The organism is Marinactinospora thermotolerans DSM 45154 (genome assembly GCF_900167435.1).
GTDB classification, from domain to species: domain Bacteria; phylum Actinomycetota; class Actinomycetes; order Streptosporangiales; family Streptosporangiaceae; genus Marinactinospora; species Marinactinospora thermotolerans.
The window spans coordinates 178,594-195,101 of sequence record NZ_FUWS01000007.1 but is presented as its reverse complement, the minus strand read 5'-3'; the positions used below and the strand labels follow the sequence as shown (position 1 = coordinate 195,101).

The window sequence follows — 16,508 nt, the reverse complement described above, 5'->3', positions numbered from 1 at the left end:
CGGTGTCCGTGTCTAGAAGGACAGCTCAATGTATCTGGGGAAATTCCAATGGAAGATTGCCAATGGAATGAGACTCATCCAACATGTGAAGTGTCCCAGAGGGGGATCGTCCCTGTGGGGCTTCGTCGAAGGAGGGGGATTCATCATGCCTATCTTCGCTACTCTAAGTAGCTACAACAGTGCGAACGGAGACTGTCGACGCTCACACCTCACCCGGTTGCGCGGGCTGTTGCTGCGACTCGGTCGCCCGGTGGTGGTCGCCCTGGCCGATTCCGACCATCCGGTGCTCTACACCACCCGGCAGGGGAGGCGCGTCGCCGTCGTGGTCGCCGAGTACGGCGGCGACTGGTGGTTCCTGTGGGACGGCGGTGGGTACGCGCCTGTGGACGAGCCATGGCGGGTCACCGCGTCGCTCGCTCCGACCGCGCGCGGCGAGACCCCCGCCGGAATCGCCCGGGCGGTGCGGTCTCGTCCACGGTGCCTGGCGCGGGCCGCCGCGTGAGCGCCGGCCGCTCGGGCGGTCTATGCCTGCTCGCCGAGACGCGGATCTTCCCGGGCAGACCCGAACAGTGCCGCGAGGCGCGGCTGTGGATTCGCGGCCTGGTGCGCCCGTTCGGGACGGTCGCCGACGCCGTGGAGCTGGTCACCAGCGAGTTCTTCGGCAACGCGATCCGCCACACCGCCTCCGGCGACGTCGGGGGAGAGGTCACCGTCGTCCTGGCCGGCCTGGGGCGGGGGGTCGTTTACCTGGAGGTCGCCGACCAGGGGGCAGGGACCGGGCCGGTCCGCGCGCAACTGCCCTCGCCGGGCCGGACGGGAGGGCGGGGGCTGTACCTGGCCGAGGCGTTGAGTACGGCCTGGGGCCGGCACCCCGCCGATGGTTCTCCCGGGGATCCGGGCGGCACCGGCGTCACAGGGCCTTCCCGAGGCGACGCGCCGATGGCCACCTGGGCGCTGTTCCTCGGTGGCGGGCGGACGTCGGCCTGCGGGGAGCCGCGATGACGCCGTGACCGTGCTCGCGGGCCTCACGGACCGGACCGGCGTGACACTCCCAAAGTGCGGGAACAACGGGGATGGCCGTACCGTTGCCCTTCTGGGCAGCGAGGAAAACCCGTTGCACCCCCGCCTATCCTTGCGACTGTATGAGAACGCCGCCTGTGACACCCGCCTCCACCCAGCTCCGGGAGCGTCTGGCCGAGCTGATGCCCGCCGACCGGCATCGGTTCCGTCGCCGTATCGACGGCGCGCACAAGATCCGTGACGACAAGAAGCGCGCCGCCGTCCTCGACACCATCGGCGCCGAGATCGACGCCGCCGTCCAGCGACTGGAACGGCGGCGTTCGTCCGTGCCCGCGATCACCTACCCCGCGGCCCTCCCGGTCAGCCAGAAGAAGGACGAGATCGCCGAGGCGATCCGCGACCACCAGGTCGTCATCGTCGCCGGTGAGACCGGTTCGGGAAAGACCACCCAGCTCCCCAAGATCTGCATGGAGCTGGGACGCGGCGTGTACGGGACGATCGGCCACACCCAGCCGCGGCGGATCGCGGCGCGCACCGTCGCCGAACGCATCGCAGAGGAGCTCGGCACCTCCCTCGGCGAGACCGTCGGCTACAAGGTCCGCTTCACCGACCAGTCGAGCGACGACACGCTCGTCAAGATCATGACCGACGGCATCCTGCTGGCCGAGATCCAGCAGGACCGTCTGCTGCGCCGCTACGACACGATCATCATCGACGAGGCGCACGAACGCAGCCTCAACATCGACTTCCTCCTCGGCTACCTCAAGCAGCTCCTGCCGCGCCGCCCCGACCTGAAGGTCGTCATCACCTCGGCGACGATCGACCCCGAGCGCTTCTCCCGGCACTTCGGCGACGCGCCGATCGTCGAGGTGTCGGGCCGCACCTACCCGGTGGAGGTGCGCTACCGGCCGCTCGCCGGCGACGCGGTGCTCGACGAGGACGACAGGGTCACCACCGACTCCGACCGCGACCAGATCCAGGGCATCTGCGACGCCGTGGACGAGCTGTGCGCCGAGGGGCCGGGCGACATCCTGGTGTTCCTCAGCGGCGAGCGCGAGATCCGCGACACCGCCGAGGCGCTGGACAAGCACCTGCGCAACAGGCGCGAGGTCCCCGAGATCCTGCCGTTGTACGCCCGGCTGTCCTCGGCCGAACAGCACCGGGTGTTCCAGCCGCACCGGGGCCGCCGGATCGTGCTGGCCACCAACGTCGCCGAGACGTCGCTGACCGTCCCCGGCATCAAGTACGTGATCGACCCGGGCACCGCCCGCATCTCCCGCTACAGCCACCGCACCAAGGTGCAGCGCCTGCCGATCGAGCCGATCTCGCAGGCGTCGGCCAACCAGCGCAAGGGCCGTTGCGGTCGTGTCTCCGAGGGCGTGTGCATCCGGCTGTACTCCGAAGAGGACTTCCTCTCCCGCCCGGAGTTCACCGACCCGGAGATCCTGCGCACCAACCTCGCCTCGGTCATCCTCCAGATGGCGTCGCTGGGCCTCGGCGACATCGCGGCCTTCCCCTTCGTCGAGGGGCCGGACCGCCGCCAGATCAAGGACGGCGTGCAGCTCCTCCAGGAGCTGGGCGCGATCGACACCGAGGGGAGCGATCCGGAGAAGCGCCTCACCCCGCTCGGCCGCAAGCTCGCCCAGCTCCCCGTCGACCCCCGCCTGGGGCGCATGGTGCTGGCCGCCGAGGACAACGGTTGCGTCCGCGAGGTCATGATCATCACGGCGGCGCTGTCCATCCAGGACCCGCGCGAACGCCCGGTCGACAAGCAGCAGGCCGCCGCCGAGAAGCACGCCCGCTTCTCGGAGAAGGAGTCCGACTTCCTCGCCTACCTCAACCTGTGGAAGTACCTCCAGGAACAGCAGCGGGAGCTGTCGGGTAACCAGTTCCGCAAGCTGTGCAAGGCGGAGTTCCTCAACTACCTGCGCGTCCGCGAGTGGCAGGACATCTACGGCCAGCTCAAGCAGGTGGCCCGCACGATCGGGGTGACCGTCAACGGCGCCGACGCCGACCCCCAGCGGGTCCACGCCGCGCTGCTGGCCGGTCTGCTCTCCCACATCGGGCTGAAGGATCCGGAAAAGAACGAGTACCTGGGGGCGCGCGGCGCGAAGTTCGCGATCTTCCCGGGCTCGTCGCTGTTCAAACGGCAGCCGAGGTTCGTCATGTCGGCGGAGCTGGTCGAGACCTCGCGCCTGTGGGGTCGGGTCAACGCCCGCATCGAACCGGAGTGGGTCGAGTCGCTGGCCGGGCACCTGGTCAAGCGCACCTACAGCGAGCCGCACTGGGAGAAGAACCAGGGCGCGGTCATGGCCTACGAACGGGTCACCCTCTATGGCGTGCCCATCGTGGCGCAGCGCAAGGTCAACTACGGGCGTATCGACCCCGAGGTATCGCGGGAGCTGTTCATCCGCCACGCCCTGGTCGAGGGCGACTGGCAGACCCACCACAAGTTCTTCCACGCCAACCGGCGCCTGCTCGAAGAGGTCGAGGACCTCGAGCACCGCGCCCGCCGGCGCGACATCCTCGTCGACGACGAGACCCTGTTCGCCTTCTACGACGAGCGGGTGGGCGCCGAGGTCGTCTCCGCGCGCCACTTCGACACCTGGTGGAAGCAGGCCCGCCGCTCCGACCCCGAGCTGCTCAACTTCGAGAAGTCGATGTTGATCAACGAACGGGCCGACGAGGTGAGGGAGGCCGACTATCCCGACACCTGGCGGCAGGGCGAGCTGGTATTCCCGCTGTCCTACCAGTTCGAGCCGGGAACCGAGGCCGACGGCGTCACCGTGCACATCCCGCTGAAGGTCCTCAACCAGGTGGGGCCCGAGGGCTTCGACTGGCAGATCCCGGGCCTGCGCGAGGAACTGGTGACCGCGCTGATCCGGTCCCTGCCCAAACAGCTGCGGACCTCCTTCGTCCCCGTCCCCGACACCGCGCGGGCCGTGCTGGCCCGGCTCTCGCCCCACGCCGAGCCGCTGACCCGGGCGCTGGCGCGCGAGCTCGGCGAGATGAAGGGGCTGCGCATCCCCGAGGACGCCTGGAACCTCGAACGGGTCCCCGACCACCTGCGCGTCACCTTCCGCGCGGTCGACGACCGCGGGCGCGCCCTCGCCGAGGACAAGGACCTCGACGGCCTCAAACGCCGGCTCAAGCCGAAGTTGCAGAAGGCGATCTCGGCCGAGGCCCGCGGCATCGAGAAGAAGGGGCTCACCGACTGGGACTTCGGCCCGTTGCAGCGCACCTTCGAACGCAAGACCGCCGGGCACGCCGTCCGCGGCTATCCCGCCCTGGTCGACGAGGGCGCCAGCGTCGCCGTGCGCATCTTCGACAGCGAGGCCGAGCAGCGGCAGGCCATGTGGGCGGGGACCCGGCGCCTGCTCCTGCTCCAGATCCCCTCACCGGTGGCCGTGGTCCAGCGCGGGCTGTCCAACCAGGCCAAGCTCGCGCTCAGCCGCAACCCGCACGGCGGGGTGGCCGCGCTGTTCGAGGACTGCACGGCCTGCGCCGTGGACAAGCTCATGGCCGACGCCGGCGGACCGGTGTGGGACGCCGACGGGTTCGCCCGGCTACGCGACCACGTGCGGGCCGAACTGGCCGACACCCTCACCGACGTCGTCGGCCGGGTCGAGAAGGTCCTGACGCTGTGGCACCAGGCCGGCCGCGACCTCAAGGGCACCACCAGCATGGCGGTGCTGCCGTCGCTGGCCGACGCGCAAAAGCAGCTGGCGGGCCTGGTCCACCCGGGGTTCGTGACCGAGACCGGGTGGCGGCGCCTGCCCGACCTCGTGCGCTACCTGCGGGCGCTGCGCCACCGTGTCACCAAGCTGCCCGAGAACCCGCGCCGCGACCAGGTCAACATGGCCAAGGTCGAGCAGATGCGCCGCGCCTGCGAGGACGCGATCGCCGCGCTGCCGCCCGGGCGCGCCGCTGATGAGGATGTGCGCGAGCTCCGCTGGATGCTGGAGGAGCTGCGGGTGAGCCTGTTCGCGCAGGAGATCGGCACCGCCTACCCCGTCTCCGACAAGCGCATCCTCAAGGCGCTGGCGAAACTGGCGTGACGTCGGTGGGGCCGCCCCGTTCGACGGGACGGCCCCACGAGGGCACGGCGGCGCGGGTCAGCTTCCCCGGTTCTCGCCGAGTTCCTCCTCGATCGGGTTCACCGGTGTCGACCCGGTGTCGCGGTCGGGGTCCAGAGGCAGCGAACGCAGCACCTCGGCGGTGTTGGCGTACTCCCCCAGGGGCAGGGCGCGCAGCGCGCGCAGCACCTCCTGCGGGGCGTCACCCTGTTCGGCGTGGCGGACCACCTCGTCCTTGCCCGCCGGATAGTCCAGGTCCGACAGGGCCCGCTCCACGGCCTTGGTGTCACGCAGGTGGGTCATGGTGCCTCCTCGATCAGGCGGATCGGCGAACTCACGACGGGGACGGGACGACCGGCGTGGACTCCGTCCGGAAGGAGAGCCCGTCGTCGTCCACGCCGACGATCACGCGGTCGCCGGCGTCGATGTCCCCGTTGAGCAGCAACCGCGACAGCCGGTTGTCGACGTTGCGCTGGATGGTGCGGGCCAGCGGCCGGGCGCCGAAGTCCGGCTGGTAACCGTGCTCGGCGATCCAGCGGACCGCGCCGTCGGTGAACTCCACGTCGATGTCCTGGGCGCGCAGCCGCCGCTCGGTGTCGGCCAGCATCAGCCGGGTGATCTGGGCGATCTGCTCCTCGGCCAGCTGCGAGAACACGATGATCTCGTCGATGCGGTTGACGAACTCCGGCCGGAACTCCTCGCGCAGCCGCTTCATCACCCGATCCTCCAGCTGGGAGCCGCTGGTGCCGTCGCCGGCGGTGAAACCGATCGGGCCGCTGCTGGTGATCAGCTCCGAGCCGAGGTTGCTCGTCATGATGACGACGACGTTGCGGAAGTCGACCGTCCGCCCCTGGCCGTCGGTGAGCCGGCCGTCGTCGAGCAGCTGCAACAGCAGGTTGAACACGTCGGGGTGGGCCTTCTCGATCTCGTCCAGCAGGACGACCGCGTACGGACTGCGCCGCACCGCCTCGGTGAGCTGCCCGGCCTCCTCGTAGCCGACGTAGCCGGGCGGCGCCCCGATCAGCCGGCTGGCGGTGTGGCGTTCCTGGAACTCGCTCATGTCGAAGCGGATCATGCGCTCCTCAGAGCCGAACAGGGCCTCGGCCAGCGCACGCGCCAGCTCGGTCTTGCCCACCCCGGTGGGGCCGAGGAACAGGAAGCTGCCGATGGGGCGGTCGGGGTCGGCCAGGCCGGCGCGCGAGCGGCGGATCGCCTCGGCGACGGCCGTCACCGCCTCGTCCTGGCCGATCACCCGCGCGTGCAGGTGCTCCTCCAGGTTGACCAGCCGTTCGCGCTCCTCCTGGGTCAGCTGGGTGACGGGGATGGAGGTCAGCCGCGAGACCACCTCGGCGATGTCGACGACGCCGACCTCGGGCACGCCCCCGGTCCCGGTCGAGCGGGCCTGCGCGATGGACTCGCGGACCTCGTTGATCTCGTCGCGCAGCGCCGACGCCTGTTCGTAGTCCTCCTCGAAGACCGCGTGCTCCTTGCGCTCCTCCAACTGACGCAGCCGCTGTTCCAGCTCGCGCAGGTCCGTGCTGGGCGTCTTGACGCGCAGCCGCACCCGCGCGCCGGCCTGGTCCATCAGGTCGATGGCCTTGTCCGGCAGGAAGCGGTCGGTGAGGTAGCGGTCGGACAGCTCGGCGGCGGCGACCAGGCTCTCGTCGCTGAACCGCACCTGGTGGTGGGCCTCGTAGCGGTCGCGCAGGCCGCGCAGGATCTCGATGGTGTCCTCGACGCTCGGTTCGGGCACCAGGATCGGCTGGAAGCGGCGTTCCAACGCGGCGTCCTTCTCGATGTTCTGGCGGTACTCGTCGATGGTCGTGGCGCCGATGATGTGGAGCTCGCCGCGGGCCAGCGCCGGCTTGAGCATGTTGCCCGCGCTCATCGATCCCTCGGCCGCGCCGGCCCCGACGATCGTGTGGAGTTCGTCGATGAAGATGAGCAGCTGTCCGGCGTTCGCCCGGATCTCGTCCACGAGGTTCTTCAACCGCTCCTCGAAGTCGCCCCGGTAGCGGGTGCCGGCGACGACGCCGGCCAGGTCGAGCTGGACCAGCCGCCGTCCGCGCAGCGTCTCGGGGACATCGTCGTCGGTGATGCGGCGGGCGATCCCCTCGGCGATCGCGGTCTTGCCGACGCCCGGGTCGCCGATCAGCACCGGGTTGTTCTTGCGGCGCCGCGCCAGGACCTCGATGGCCTGTTCGATCTCCTCGTCGCGGCCCACCACCGGGTCCAGCCGGCCCTCGCGGGCCAACGCGGTCAGGTCGGTGCCGTGCTCGTCCAGGTTGGGCGTTGAACTCTTGGCCGTGCCGCCCTGCCCCGGCGGCCGTTCCCCGCCGGCGGCGGCCTGGAGGGTGTTCGGGGTGACGCCGGATTCGGCGAGCAGTCGGCCGATGGGACTCTCGTCGTTCACGGCGAGCGCGAACAGCAGGTGCGGTGGGCTGATGTAGGAGTGTCCGAGCGCGCGGGCGATCTGGTGGGCGTCCAGCAGGGTCCGCTTCGCCGCCGGGGTCAACGTCGGTGGACTCTGGGGGACGGGCTGATCGGTCGGTGTGTCCCCGAGTGCCTGCTCCAACCGGTCGGGGTCGCCGCCCGCCCGTGACACCAGGGCGCGGGTGCCCTCGTGCCGCAGCAGCGCCCACAGGATGTGCCCGGCGTCCAGATCGGAGCGGCCGGACTGGGCCGCGCGGGCGAACGCCTCGTTCACCACCTGCCGTGCCTCGTCGTCCATGAGCTGGGAGATGTCGACGCGCCGCACCGGCCGCCGCGGTCCCCCCGCTCCGAAGAAGCGGGCCAGGAACTCCTCGAAGGAGCCCGGGTCGTAACCGCCGTGGGACGGGAAATCGTGCGTCATCGGGTGATACCCCCATGCTCCTCTCGGCGTGGCCGTCCGGCCCGGCAGGCGCCCACGGCCCGGTTCCACCGCCGTCCAAGACCGTGGAAAGCCGTGGGCATGGCCCCCGACTAACCCCGCCGGGCGGGGTTGAAACCCCCGGCCGGTGTGAGGAGGGCCCACCCGGCCGGGGGCGAGGTCAGGCCACGCGGACGGCGCCGGTGAGGTTGGCCTCGAAGTGGCCCGACAGGCTCACCGTCTCCACCTCGTCCCCGGAACCGGGGGCGTGCACCATCCGTCCGTCGCCGATGTAGATCCCGGCGTGACCGGGCCCCTCGTAGAAGAACAGCAGGTCGCCGTAGCGCAGATCGTCCCGGTCCACCGGGGTGCCGGCCTCGTGCTGGTCGTAGGTGGTGCGGGGCAGGTCCACTCCGGCCTGGCGGTAGGACCACTGGATCAGCCCGGAGCAGTCGAAGGAGTCCGGTCCGCTCCCGCCGTACTCGTAGGGGAAACCGATCTTCTCCTGCGCGTGCCGCGCGGCCTCGTGCGCCGTGGTGGAGGCGGCCTGCGCCGGCGCGGCGCCGGTCAGGCCGGACACCGAGAACGCGGTGGCCGTCAGCGCGGTGGCCAGGAGGATTCCGGCGCAGCGGCGCCGGACGGAGGTGGTGATCGTGGTGGTGTGCATGGATTCCTCCCGTGAATCGGGACGCTCCGCCGTGAAGGCGCGGAGCGGTGTCGGGAAGCGGAGGAAAGGCCCGTGGGGGCCGGCCCGCCCACCCTGGAAGAGCGGGGCGAGGGCCCGGAGACGAACGCCGGGTCCCGTCACACGCGCGGCGTCCTCGCCGTCGTCATGCGCATCGGTGAAAGTGTCCACGCGCTCCGCGGGCGCGCCTTCGAGCGCGTGGGAAGCGGGAGCGGGGATCAGAAGGAGACCGGCCGCGGGCCTTCGCCCTGTCGCGAGGCCCACCGTGGAAACGGAGCGTCAGGCCGCCGTGTCGGAGCCTCCTCCGCGGGCACGGTGCAGCACCTTACCGGGGGGCCGTGTGGTGTCAACCCCCCGTGGGGAAGGCGGTGTCGCGTGAGCGGACGAGCTGTTCGACCCCGTCGAGCAGCAGGCGCAGGCCGAAGGCGACGTCGCTGGAGGTGTAGCCCTCCAGGTCGGCGCCGAAGACGCCGGAGTCGAGGGCGGCGCGCAGGGCCGGGAAGTCCTCGGGGGTGACCAGCCGGGCCAGCGTCCGCCCATAGGAGGCCGTCGCCGCCGCGCCGGTCTGCCACCCGCTCTGCTGGAGTTCCTGCACGGTCTTCGCCTCGCGGCGGACGTGCCCGTCCAGCAGCATCATCACGGCGATCTTCTCCGCCTCGTGCAGGCGGGTCTCCGCCAGGCAGGCCAGGCCCGCGTCCAGCCAGGCCAGCGCGTTCGGGGTCAGCGGTGGGCCGCTGAGCGGGACCTGGGGGATCCAGGGATGGCGCTGGAGCACCGCGAACTGGGCCCGCGCCCACTCCTCCAGGCCGCTACGCCAGCCGTCCCGGCCGGACAGGTCGGGGGGAGCGCCGATGGCGGAGTCGAGCATCGCGGCGAGGAGCTCGTCCTTGCCGCGGACGTGCCGGTACAGCGCCATGGTGGTGAAGCCCAGCCGTTCGGCGACGCGCCCCATGGAGACGGCGCCCAGGCCGTCGCCGTCGGCGATCTCGATGGCCGCCCCGACGATGCGCCCCAGGGAGAGGGCGGGACGGGACCGGCGCGAGGGGGCGCGCAGTCCCCAGAGGGTCTCCAGGAAAGGGGGCAGCGAATCGCCGTTCTCGCCGGTGTCGCCCTGCATGGCCACCGTCCACCCCCCATCCGTCCTTGACCCGCCATCCTAACGATGTGTATAAGATACACATTGCGTGTACGCCATACACATAGAAGGGGGTGGGCGCGTGACCGACGACGCGAGCATCCACGTGGCCGGACTGGAGAAGGCGTTCGGCCGAACCGCCGTACTCCGAGGCGTCGACCTGGACGTCACCGCAGGGACGGTCTACGCGCTGCTGGGACCCAACGGCGCGGGTAAGACCACCATGGTGCGGATCCTGTCGACCCTCATCCCGCCCGACGCCGGCCGGGCGAAGGTCGCCGGGTTCGACGTCGTGCGCGAAGCGGACCGGGTGCGCGGCGCGATCAGCCTGACCGGGCAGTACGCGGCCGTCGATGAGCTCCTCACCGGCGAGGAGAACCTGGTGATGATGGGGCGTCTGGGCGGATTGGGCCGCGCCGGCGCCCGGACCCGGGCTCACGAGCTGCTCGACCGGTTCGGACTGGGCGGCGCGGCGCGGCGCCGGGTCGCGACCTACTCCGGGGGGATGCGCCGCAGGCTCGACCTCGCGGCCGGCCTCGTCACCCGTCCCACCGTCCTCTTCCTCGACGAACCCACCACCGGACTGGACCCCCGCAGCAGGCAGGAGATGTGGGCGGCCGTCACCGAACTCACCCGCGAGGGGGTCACCGTGCTGCTGACCACGCAGTACCTGGAGGAGGCCGACCGACTCGCCGACCGGATCGCCGTCATCGACGGCGGCCGGGTCGTCGCCGAGGGGACCCCCGACGAACTCAAGCGCGGTGCCCCCGGAGAGTGCGTCGAGCTGCGCTTCGCCACCGAGGACGACTACCGCCAGGCCGCCGCCGTCCTGGCGGGGGCCGGGGTCCATCCCGCACCCGAGGAACTCCTGCTGACCGTCGACGCCGACGGCAGCGTCGGACAGATCAAGTCGCTCCTGGACCGCCTGGACCGCCATGACGCCGTCATCGACCGGCTGGTCCTGCGCAAACCGACCCTCGACGACGTGTTCCTCACCCTGACCGGTCACCAGACCCAGCCCGAGGAGATCCACCGATGACCGTCCAATCCCCTCCCCGGGCGCCCGCCCCGAGGATCGCGCGCGCCTTCGCCGACTCCGCCACGATGACCGGCCGTAGCCTGCGCCGCGTCCTGCGCGCCCCGGACTCCCTGCTCATCGGGGTGCTGCTTCCGATCCTGCTGCTCCTCCTGTTCGTCTACGTGTTCGGTGGCGCCATCCGGACCGATGGCGACTACATCGACTACGTCGTTCCCGGGGTGGTCCTGCTCTGCGCCGGATACGGTGCGGCCATCACCGCCGTCAGCGTCCACAACGACATGACCAATGGCGTCATCGACCGCTTCCGCTCGATGCCCATCACCCGATCGGCCGTCCTCGTCGGCCACGTTCTGGCCAGCCTGGCGCGCAACCTGTTCGCCACCTTCCTCGTCCTGCTCACCGCCCTGCTCGTGGGGTTCCGCCCCGAGGCCGGGCTCCTGGACTGGGGCGCGGTGATCGGTCTGGTCCTGCTCTACGTCCTCGCGGTCTCCTGGGTCTCGGTCTGCTTGGGCCTGGTGGCCCGCAGCGCCGATGGGGCCAGCGGATTCAGCTTCTTCGTCCTTTTCCTGCCCTACCTGAGCAGCGCGTTCGTGCCGCCCGAGACCATGCCCGCCGTGCTGCGGGCCTTCTCCGAGCATCAGCCGATCACCCCGATCACCGAGACCGTCCGCGCCCTGATGATGCAGGGGACCGCCGGAGACCAGGCGCTGGTCGCCCTCGCCTGGTGCGTCGGCATCCTCGTGGTCGCCATGGTCGTGGCACAACGGCTGTTCGAGCGCAGGACCGCCCGCTGACCCACGACGGCGGATTCGGGGGTTTGCGACACCGCTGATCGACCGGCCACGGCCAGGAGACCGGCAAGGCGCCAGGCCGGCGCCGCGGACCTCGATCCCCCGCTCCTCCTCGACGCCGCCCGGTGCGCGGGCGGCACCCGCCATCCGCCCGCCGCCTCGCCCGATGGAACAGGGCGGGGCGGCGTCCGCGTTCGGCCGGGAGCCTCCCGCGCCCCTATGGCCTCCGGCTCTGCGATCTCGACGTCGTCCACCGCGCCCCTTCGGAGCCGGAGCGGAGATAAGGGACGGAAACGACCCCGAGGACTCGACTCATCCGGCTGAGGGCCTTCGGGTCGTGGCCGGCCAGAGGGGAAGGGAGAGGGGTATGCGACTGCTGATCCTGTCCGACACCCACATCCCACGGCGCGCCCGTGACCTGCCCGCTCGCGTGTGGGAGGAGGTGGATCGCTGCGACGTCGTCATCCACGCCGGCGACTGGTGCGACCTGGCCTCGCTGGACGCCCTGGAAAGGCGGGCGCCCCGACTCCTCGCCGTCTACGGCAACAACGACGGCCCGCCCCTTCGCCACCGCCTTCCCGAGGTCGCCCGGGCCGAACTCGGCGGGGTGCGCTTCGCGGTGGTCCACGAGACCGGGCCGGCGCGTGGCCGGGAGAAGCGCTGCGCCGGGCGTTTCCCCGACACCGACGTGCTCGTGTTCGGCCACTCCCACATCCCGTGGGACTCCACCGCGCCCAATGGGCTGCGGTTGCTCAACCCCGGATCGCCCACGGACCGGCGCCGGCAGCCGCACCACACCTACCTCACCGCCCGGGCCGCCGACGGCGCGCTCACCGACGTCGAGCTGCACGCCCTGGACTGAGACGGGCCGCCCCTACCCGGCCCGCCACTCCCCGGTCTCCAGCGCTCCGGAGGCCTGCGGGCCCATCATGGTCATGCCCCCGTCGACGAACACGGTCGCACCGGTCACATAGGAGGATTCCGGGCCGGCCAGGAAGGCGATGACCGACGCCACCTCGCGAGCGTCGCCGGGGCGCCCCAACGGGTAGCCGCCCCGCGAACCGGACACCGGGGGCTGCTCGTGCTGCCCGGTCATCGGGGTGGCGATCTCGCCGGGGGCGACCGCGTTGGCGGTGATCCCGTGCGCGCTCAGCTCCAGCGCGAGGGTGCGCGTGAGCATCCGCAGCCCGCCCTTGGCCGCGCAGTAGGGGCCGGCGCCCACGCGCGGATAGGCCTCGTGCACGCTCGTCACGTTGACGATGCGCCCACCGCGCCCCTGGGCCACCATGTGGCGTCCGGCGGCGCGCGCGCACAGGAAGGGGCCGTCGAGGTCCACGGCGAGCGTGTCCCGCCATTGCGCGTAGTCGATGTCGAGGAGCGGCTGTTGCGTGCCGACGCCGGCGTTGTTGACGAGGACGCCCACGCCGCCGAGCTCCGCGATCAGTTCCTCCACGACGCCGGCCGCGGTCTGGGGATCCCTCAGGTCGTGCCGGCGCACGGCGGCCGTCCGCCCGGCCGCGCGCACCTCCTCAGCCGCGCCGCGGGCGCCCTCCTCGTCCTCGTGGTAGGTCAGTCCCACGTCGAAGCCGCGCTCGGCCAGGGCGACCACCGTCGCCCTGCCGATCCCGCTGTCACCGCCGGTGACGATCGCGACGCGGTCGTAGTCGCCGAAAGTCCCGCTCGCGCTCTCCGCCGCCTGGAGGGGTGTGTTCTCGGACAATTGGGTGTCCTCCTCGTCTGAGCCGGGATGGCCGGTCGTCCTGGGCGTCTGCCCGCCGCTCGGACGGCTACACCCCGTGTGTCCGGCTGCCGTTGGCATGCCCCGGCTCCCCGCGGGTAGCCGCGGCGGACATGGAACGGGACAGGGAACGCGCCTACGAGGACCTTCCGGTGGTGGAGGGGCTCGATGAGCTGACGTCACTGGTGGAACGCGACCACGGTCTCTACCTGCGCTACTCGCAGGGGCCCCAGCGTGATGGCGAGGGGCCGAGCAAGGACTACGAGAGCGGGCTGGAGTTGCCGGGGCTGTCGGTGACCGTGCTGAGCGCCGAGGACTGGTGGGAACGTCCGTTGGCCGACTGGGTGGCGCGCCAGGTCTGCAAGTACGTCGACCTCGCCGAACAGGGGGAGTCCCGTCGGGCCTGGGTGTTGCGCGGACGGGTCGTGGGGCACGGACCCGACCACGAGCCGCTGCTCGTCGATGTCACGCCGGTCGCCTGGGTCGGCGACGAGGCGGTGCGGCAGGCGCGCGCCCGCTACGAGGAGCGGTTCGACGTGGGCCGTGACTCCACAGGCCGAAGCGACGATGATTGACCCGAGCCCCGCGCGGCGGGAGCGACGGACGGGAAGGCGCAGGTGAAGTGGTGAATTCCGGCATGCCAGGTCCACCCCTTCCAGGAAAAGCCGTGGAGGGGGCTGCCGGGTTTTCGGCTTTCCCTTCCTGAGGCGTGACACGTGGAATTCGAAAAGGACAAAAAGGGGCATAAGTCCTCTCTTTTCGTTGCGTGTGTCACACTGCCTCCCGAGATGGGTGGGGAGGGGAAGGCGGGGAGTGAGCCCCGTGCCTGCACGGTTTCGCACGCCCCTCCCGCTCGGCGGAGTGGAAAACGAGAGGGAGTGAGGGAATTCGCCCTCTTGGTGGCGGGGAAAGGGCTAAGGTCGGTCGGTGATCCGGAAAACGGCACGGAAGAAGAGGGGAGTGGGTGAAGGGCGCTTTTCGGGTGTCTGCCGCGCACCTTCGGGCGAGCGTCCGGTTGGGTGCGCTGTGCTAATCTGCCTGACGATTCGGTGACGTTTTGGTGGTTTTGGTGGCGATCCGTTGGCTCTGCGCGAAGCTGTGCCATGTGATCGGTTGTGCCCTCCGGCCGCCCTGCGTCAGACCGGTCGGCGGTCGAAGCCGGACGCCCGCCACGAGCCCTGGAAACCTCGGCCATCCGCGAGCCCTGCTCGGCGTACACGTGTCACGGACACGGTCGCGCGCGGATGCCACGGCGTGTAGACCGGACGGTCGGACACGCCCGTCGGGCTCGTAGTCATTGGTCAATCCCGTCTACTGAGGAGATGTGCTGTGGCACAGGCGCCATCATCGGCCGATCGTGCTGACCACCCACTGGCGCACATGATGAGCACAGAGGAGACGTCGAGGCCGGTGGGGCGCGGAGTTCGGAGGGTGCTGGAGTGGTTCGGGCTGGCCCGACCGCGTCCTGTCCCCGCCCCCGCTCCCCAGCCGGCCGACAGGCCCGCCGCCTCCGAGGAGCCGGCCACATCCGGTGAGGAGTCCCTCCCGCCGGCGAGCCCCGCCCTCCAGGAGCCGACGGCGGCCGTCATCCAGGCAGACGCGGTCGACAGGGAGCGCGAGCTCCTCACGGTCACGCTGGCCAACATGGCCATCCGCGATCTCACACTGGTCGAGTCGCTGCTCGACATCGTCGAGGAGCTCGAGACCAAGACCGAGGACCCGGACCTGCTGGAACAGCTCTTCCGGATCGACAACCTCGCCACCCGCATGCGCCGCAACGGGGAGAACCTCCTCGTACTGGCCGGACAGGACACCGGCGACCCCCACATGGAGCCGGTTCCGCTGCTGGACGTGGCCCGCGCGGCCATCTCCGAGATCAGCGACTACGAGCGGGTCCGCATCGGCAAGTTCCCCGAGCGCGCCCTGTCCGGCACCGCCGCCGACGACATCAGCCACCTGCTCGCCGAGCTGCTGGACAACGCCACCGCGAAGTCCCCCGACCACGCCCAGGTCGTCATCAGCGCCCAGGAGATGGCCGACGAGCGTCTGCTCATCACCGTCGAGGACGAGGGCATCGGCATCCCCGAGAGCCAGCTCGCCGACCTCAACGACCGCCTGAGCGGCGCCCCGGTCATGGACGAGCGCGTCATCAAGCACATGGGCCTGTACGTGGTCAGTCGCATCGCCCAGCGTCACGACCTGCGCGTGCAACTGGAGGCGCGCTCCTTCCGCGGTGTCAGCGCCCACGTGATCGTGCCCGACACGCTCCTGCGTCACTCTTCGACGCCCAAGGCGGCCGCCGAGCCCCCGCGCTCCGTCGTCCAGAGCCCCCCCGCCCCCCGACCCACCCCCGCAACCGTGCCCACCTCTGCATCCCCGGCTTCCGGCCCGGCGGCGGGATCGTCGTCCGGGCTCACCGCGGCAGGTCTGCCCCGGCGCAGCGCCAATCGCACCACCACGCCGATGCCCACTCTCGCCCAGACGGATGACGCCTCTTCCGGGGAGACCCCGCCGGAGGACGCCGCCAGCAGGGCCGAGCGTATTCGCGCCGACCTCGACGGCTTCCTCGAGGGCGAACGCGCGGCCACGAAGGACGAGAAGGACGAATAGCCGGACGTGCTCCAAGGAGTGACCGGGTGGCGGTCGGCCCCGCACCACCGATCGCCACCCGTCCCTGGAGCGCGCCATCGCGACCCCCGACGAACTAACGAGAAGCTGGATGCACATGACTAACGGGTTGAGTGAGAACGCGGAGAACTTCACCTGGCTCATCTCCAACTTCGTGAAGGACGTTCCCGGAGTCGAGCACGCCGTCGTGGTCTCCTCTGACGGACTGCTGCTGACTTCCTCGCGTGACTTCCCGGAGGAGCACGCCGAACAGCTCAGCGCGATCGCCAGCGGCCTGCAGAGCCTCGCCGAGGGTGGTGCCCGACTGTTCGGCAAGGGCGAGTGCGAACAGCTCATCGTGCGCATGCGGCGCGGTCATCTGTTCGTCATGTCGATCAGTGACGGTTCCTGCCTGGCCGTCTTGACCTCGGCCGACGCGGAGATGAAGATCGTCGCCTACCAGATGACCCTTCTCGTGGAGAATGCAGGTCACGTGCTGACGCCGCAGCTGCGTTCCGAGCTCCGCGAAGTCATCGCCCGCTGACCCGGGTAGCTCTGGCCCGCCG

Annotated in this window: 14 protein-coding genes; 9 read left to right on the top strand and 5 right to left on the bottom strand. The window is 70.8% G+C overall.

Annotated elements, in window-relative coordinates; translation table 11 throughout:
- Positions 1 to 145: 145 nt before the first annotated feature.
- The 3 genes from B5D66_RS25495 to hrpA all read left to right on the top strand — a co-directional run bounded on the left by B5D66_RS25495 (position 146) and on the right by hrpA (position 5,078).
- Positions 146 to 502 (top strand): hypothetical protein, encoded by a 357-nt coding sequence (locus B5D66_RS25495; protein ID WP_159457271.1) that lies wholly within the window; start codon positions 146 to 148, stop codon positions 500 to 502.
- Positions 499 to 1,002 carry an ATP-binding protein gene (locus tag B5D66_RS14345; RefSeq protein WP_235000997.1) on the top strand — a complete coding sequence of 168 codons (504 nt, stop codon included), beginning with the start codon at positions 499 to 501 and terminating at the stop codon, positions 1,000 to 1,002. The genes B5D66_RS25495 and B5D66_RS14345 overlap by 4 nt, the downstream gene beginning before the upstream one ends.
- Before the next feature lie 140 nt (positions 1,003 to 1,142).
- Complete coding sequence (gene hrpA / locus B5D66_RS14340) at positions 1,143 to 5,078, top strand: ATP-dependent RNA helicase HrpA (protein ID WP_078762231.1); 3,936 nt, start codon at positions 1,143 to 1,145, stop codon at positions 5,076 to 5,078.
- A gap of 57 nt (positions 5,079 to 5,135) precedes the next feature.
- Here the strand turns inward: hrpA and B5D66_RS14335 are convergent, their stop codons facing one another.
- From B5D66_RS14335 to B5D66_RS14320, 4 genes are all read right to left on the bottom strand, one after another.
- Complete coding sequence (locus B5D66_RS14335; RefSeq protein ID WP_078762230.1) at positions 5,136 to 5,399, bottom strand: DUF2795 domain-containing protein; 264 nt, start codon at positions 5,397 to 5,399, stop codon at positions 5,136 to 5,138.
- A gap of 31 nt (positions 5,400 to 5,430) precedes the next feature.
- The gene (locus tag B5D66_RS14330; protein ID WP_078762229.1) at positions 5,431 to 7,950 is read right to left on the bottom strand and encodes an ATP-dependent Clp protease ATP-binding subunit; all 2,520 of its coding nucleotides are present in this window, start codon (positions 7,948 to 7,950) and stop codon (positions 5,431 to 5,433) included.
- Between the two features lie 178 nt (positions 7,951 to 8,128).
- A complete protein-coding gene (locus tag B5D66_RS14325; protein ID WP_078762357.1) occupies positions 8,129 to 8,614 on the bottom strand; it encodes a C40 family peptidase in 486 nt (161 codons plus the stop codon).
- A 364-nt stretch (positions 8,615 to 8,978) separates the two neighbouring features.
- Positions 8,979 to 9,749, bottom strand: coding sequence for a TetR/AcrR family transcriptional regulator (locus tag B5D66_RS14320; protein ID WP_078762228.1), 771 nt, complete (start codon positions 9,747 to 9,749; stop codon positions 8,979 to 8,981).
- A gap of 100 nt (positions 9,750 to 9,849) precedes the next feature.
- Here B5D66_RS14320 and B5D66_RS14315 point away from each other — a divergent pair, with 100 nt between their 5' ends.
- From B5D66_RS14315 to B5D66_RS14305, 3 genes are all read left to right on the top strand, one after another.
- Positions 9,850 to 10,806 (top strand): ATP-binding cassette domain-containing protein, encoded by a 957-nt coding sequence (locus tag B5D66_RS14315; RefSeq protein WP_144390128.1) that lies wholly within the window; start codon positions 9,850 to 9,852, stop codon positions 10,804 to 10,806.
- Positions 10,803 to 11,600: an ABC transporter permease gene (locus tag B5D66_RS14310; protein ID WP_078762227.1), complete on the top strand. Its 798-nt coding sequence runs from the start codon at positions 10,803 to 10,805 to the stop codon at positions 11,598 to 11,600. Before B5D66_RS14315 ends, B5D66_RS14310 begins: the two co-directional genes overlap by 4 nt.
- A gap of 364 nt (positions 11,601 to 11,964) precedes the next feature.
- Positions 11,965 to 12,459, top strand: a complete 495-nt coding sequence (locus B5D66_RS14305) for a metallophosphoesterase family protein (RefSeq protein ID WP_078762226.1) — start codon at positions 11,965 to 11,967, stop codon at positions 12,457 to 12,459.
- 12 nt (positions 12,460 to 12,471) lie between these two features.
- On the opposite strand, the gene B5D66_RS14300 is transcribed toward B5D66_RS14305, so the two are convergent.
- On the bottom strand, positions 12,472 to 13,317 hold the full coding sequence (locus tag B5D66_RS14300; RefSeq protein WP_235000996.1) for an SDR family oxidoreductase: 846 nt from the start codon (positions 13,315 to 13,317) through the stop codon (positions 12,472 to 12,474).
- A 131-nt stretch (positions 13,318 to 13,448) separates the two neighbouring features.
- On the opposite strand from B5D66_RS14300, the gene B5D66_RS14295 reads away from it, so the two are divergent.
- The 3 genes from B5D66_RS14295 (at position 13,449) to B5D66_RS14285 (ending at position 16,486) form a co-directional block, all read left to right on the top strand.
- Positions 13,449 to 13,910: a DUF6098 family protein gene (locus B5D66_RS14295; protein WP_078762224.1), complete on the top strand. Its 462-nt coding sequence runs from the start codon at positions 13,449 to 13,451 to the stop codon at positions 13,908 to 13,910.
- Between the two features lie 805 nt (positions 13,911 to 14,715).
- Positions 14,716 to 15,945 (top strand): sensor histidine kinase, encoded by a 1,230-nt coding sequence (locus tag B5D66_RS14290; RefSeq protein ID WP_078762223.1) that lies wholly within the window; start codon positions 14,716 to 14,718, stop codon positions 15,943 to 15,945.
- Between the two features lie 115 nt (positions 15,946 to 16,060).
- Positions 16,061 to 16,486 (top strand): roadblock/LC7 domain-containing protein, encoded by a 426-nt coding sequence (locus B5D66_RS14285; protein WP_078762355.1) that lies wholly within the window; start codon positions 16,061 to 16,063, stop codon positions 16,484 to 16,486.
- Positions 16,487 to 16,508: the final 22 nt, after the last annotated feature.

Bases quoted from the DNA above. Each gene is read 5' to 3' on its own strand.
- B5D66_RS25495 (WP_159457271.1), top strand. From the start codon at position 146: ATGCCTATCTTCGCTACTCTAAGTAGCTACAACAGTGCGAACGGAGAC.
- hrpA (WP_078762231.1), top strand. From the start codon at position 1,143: ATGAGAACGCCGCCTGTGACACCCGCCTCCACCCAGCTCCGGGAGCGT.
- B5D66_RS14335 (WP_078762230.1), bottom strand. From the start codon at position 5,399: ATGACCCACCTGCGTGACACCAAGGCCGTGGAGCGGGCCCTGTCGGAC.
- B5D66_RS14330 (WP_078762229.1), bottom strand. From the start codon at position 7,950: ATGACGCACGATTTCCCGTCCCACGGCGGTTACGACCCGGGCTCCTTC.
- B5D66_RS14325 (WP_078762357.1), bottom strand. From the start codon at position 8,614: ATGCACACCACCACGATCACCACCTCCGTCCGGCGCCGCTGCGCCGGA.
- B5D66_RS14320 (WP_078762228.1), bottom strand. From the start codon at position 9,749: ATGCAGGGCGACACCGGCGAGAACGGCGATTCGCTGCCCCCTTTCCTG.
- B5D66_RS14310 (WP_078762227.1), top strand. From the start codon at position 10,803: ATGACCGTCCAATCCCCTCCCCGGGCGCCCGCCCCGAGGATCGCGCGC.
- B5D66_RS14305 (WP_078762226.1), top strand. From the start codon at position 11,965: ATGCGACTGCTGATCCTGTCCGACACCCACATCCCACGGCGCGCCCGT.
- B5D66_RS14295 (WP_078762224.1), top strand. From the start codon at position 13,449: ATGGAACGGGACAGGGAACGCGCCTACGAGGACCTTCCGGTGGTGGAG.
- B5D66_RS14290 (WP_078762223.1), top strand. From the start codon at position 14,716: ATGATGAGCACAGAGGAGACGTCGAGGCCGGTGGGGCGCGGAGTTCGG.
- B5D66_RS14285 (WP_078762355.1), top strand. From the start codon at position 16,061: ATGACTAACGGGTTGAGTGAGAACGCGGAGAACTTCACCTGGCTCATC.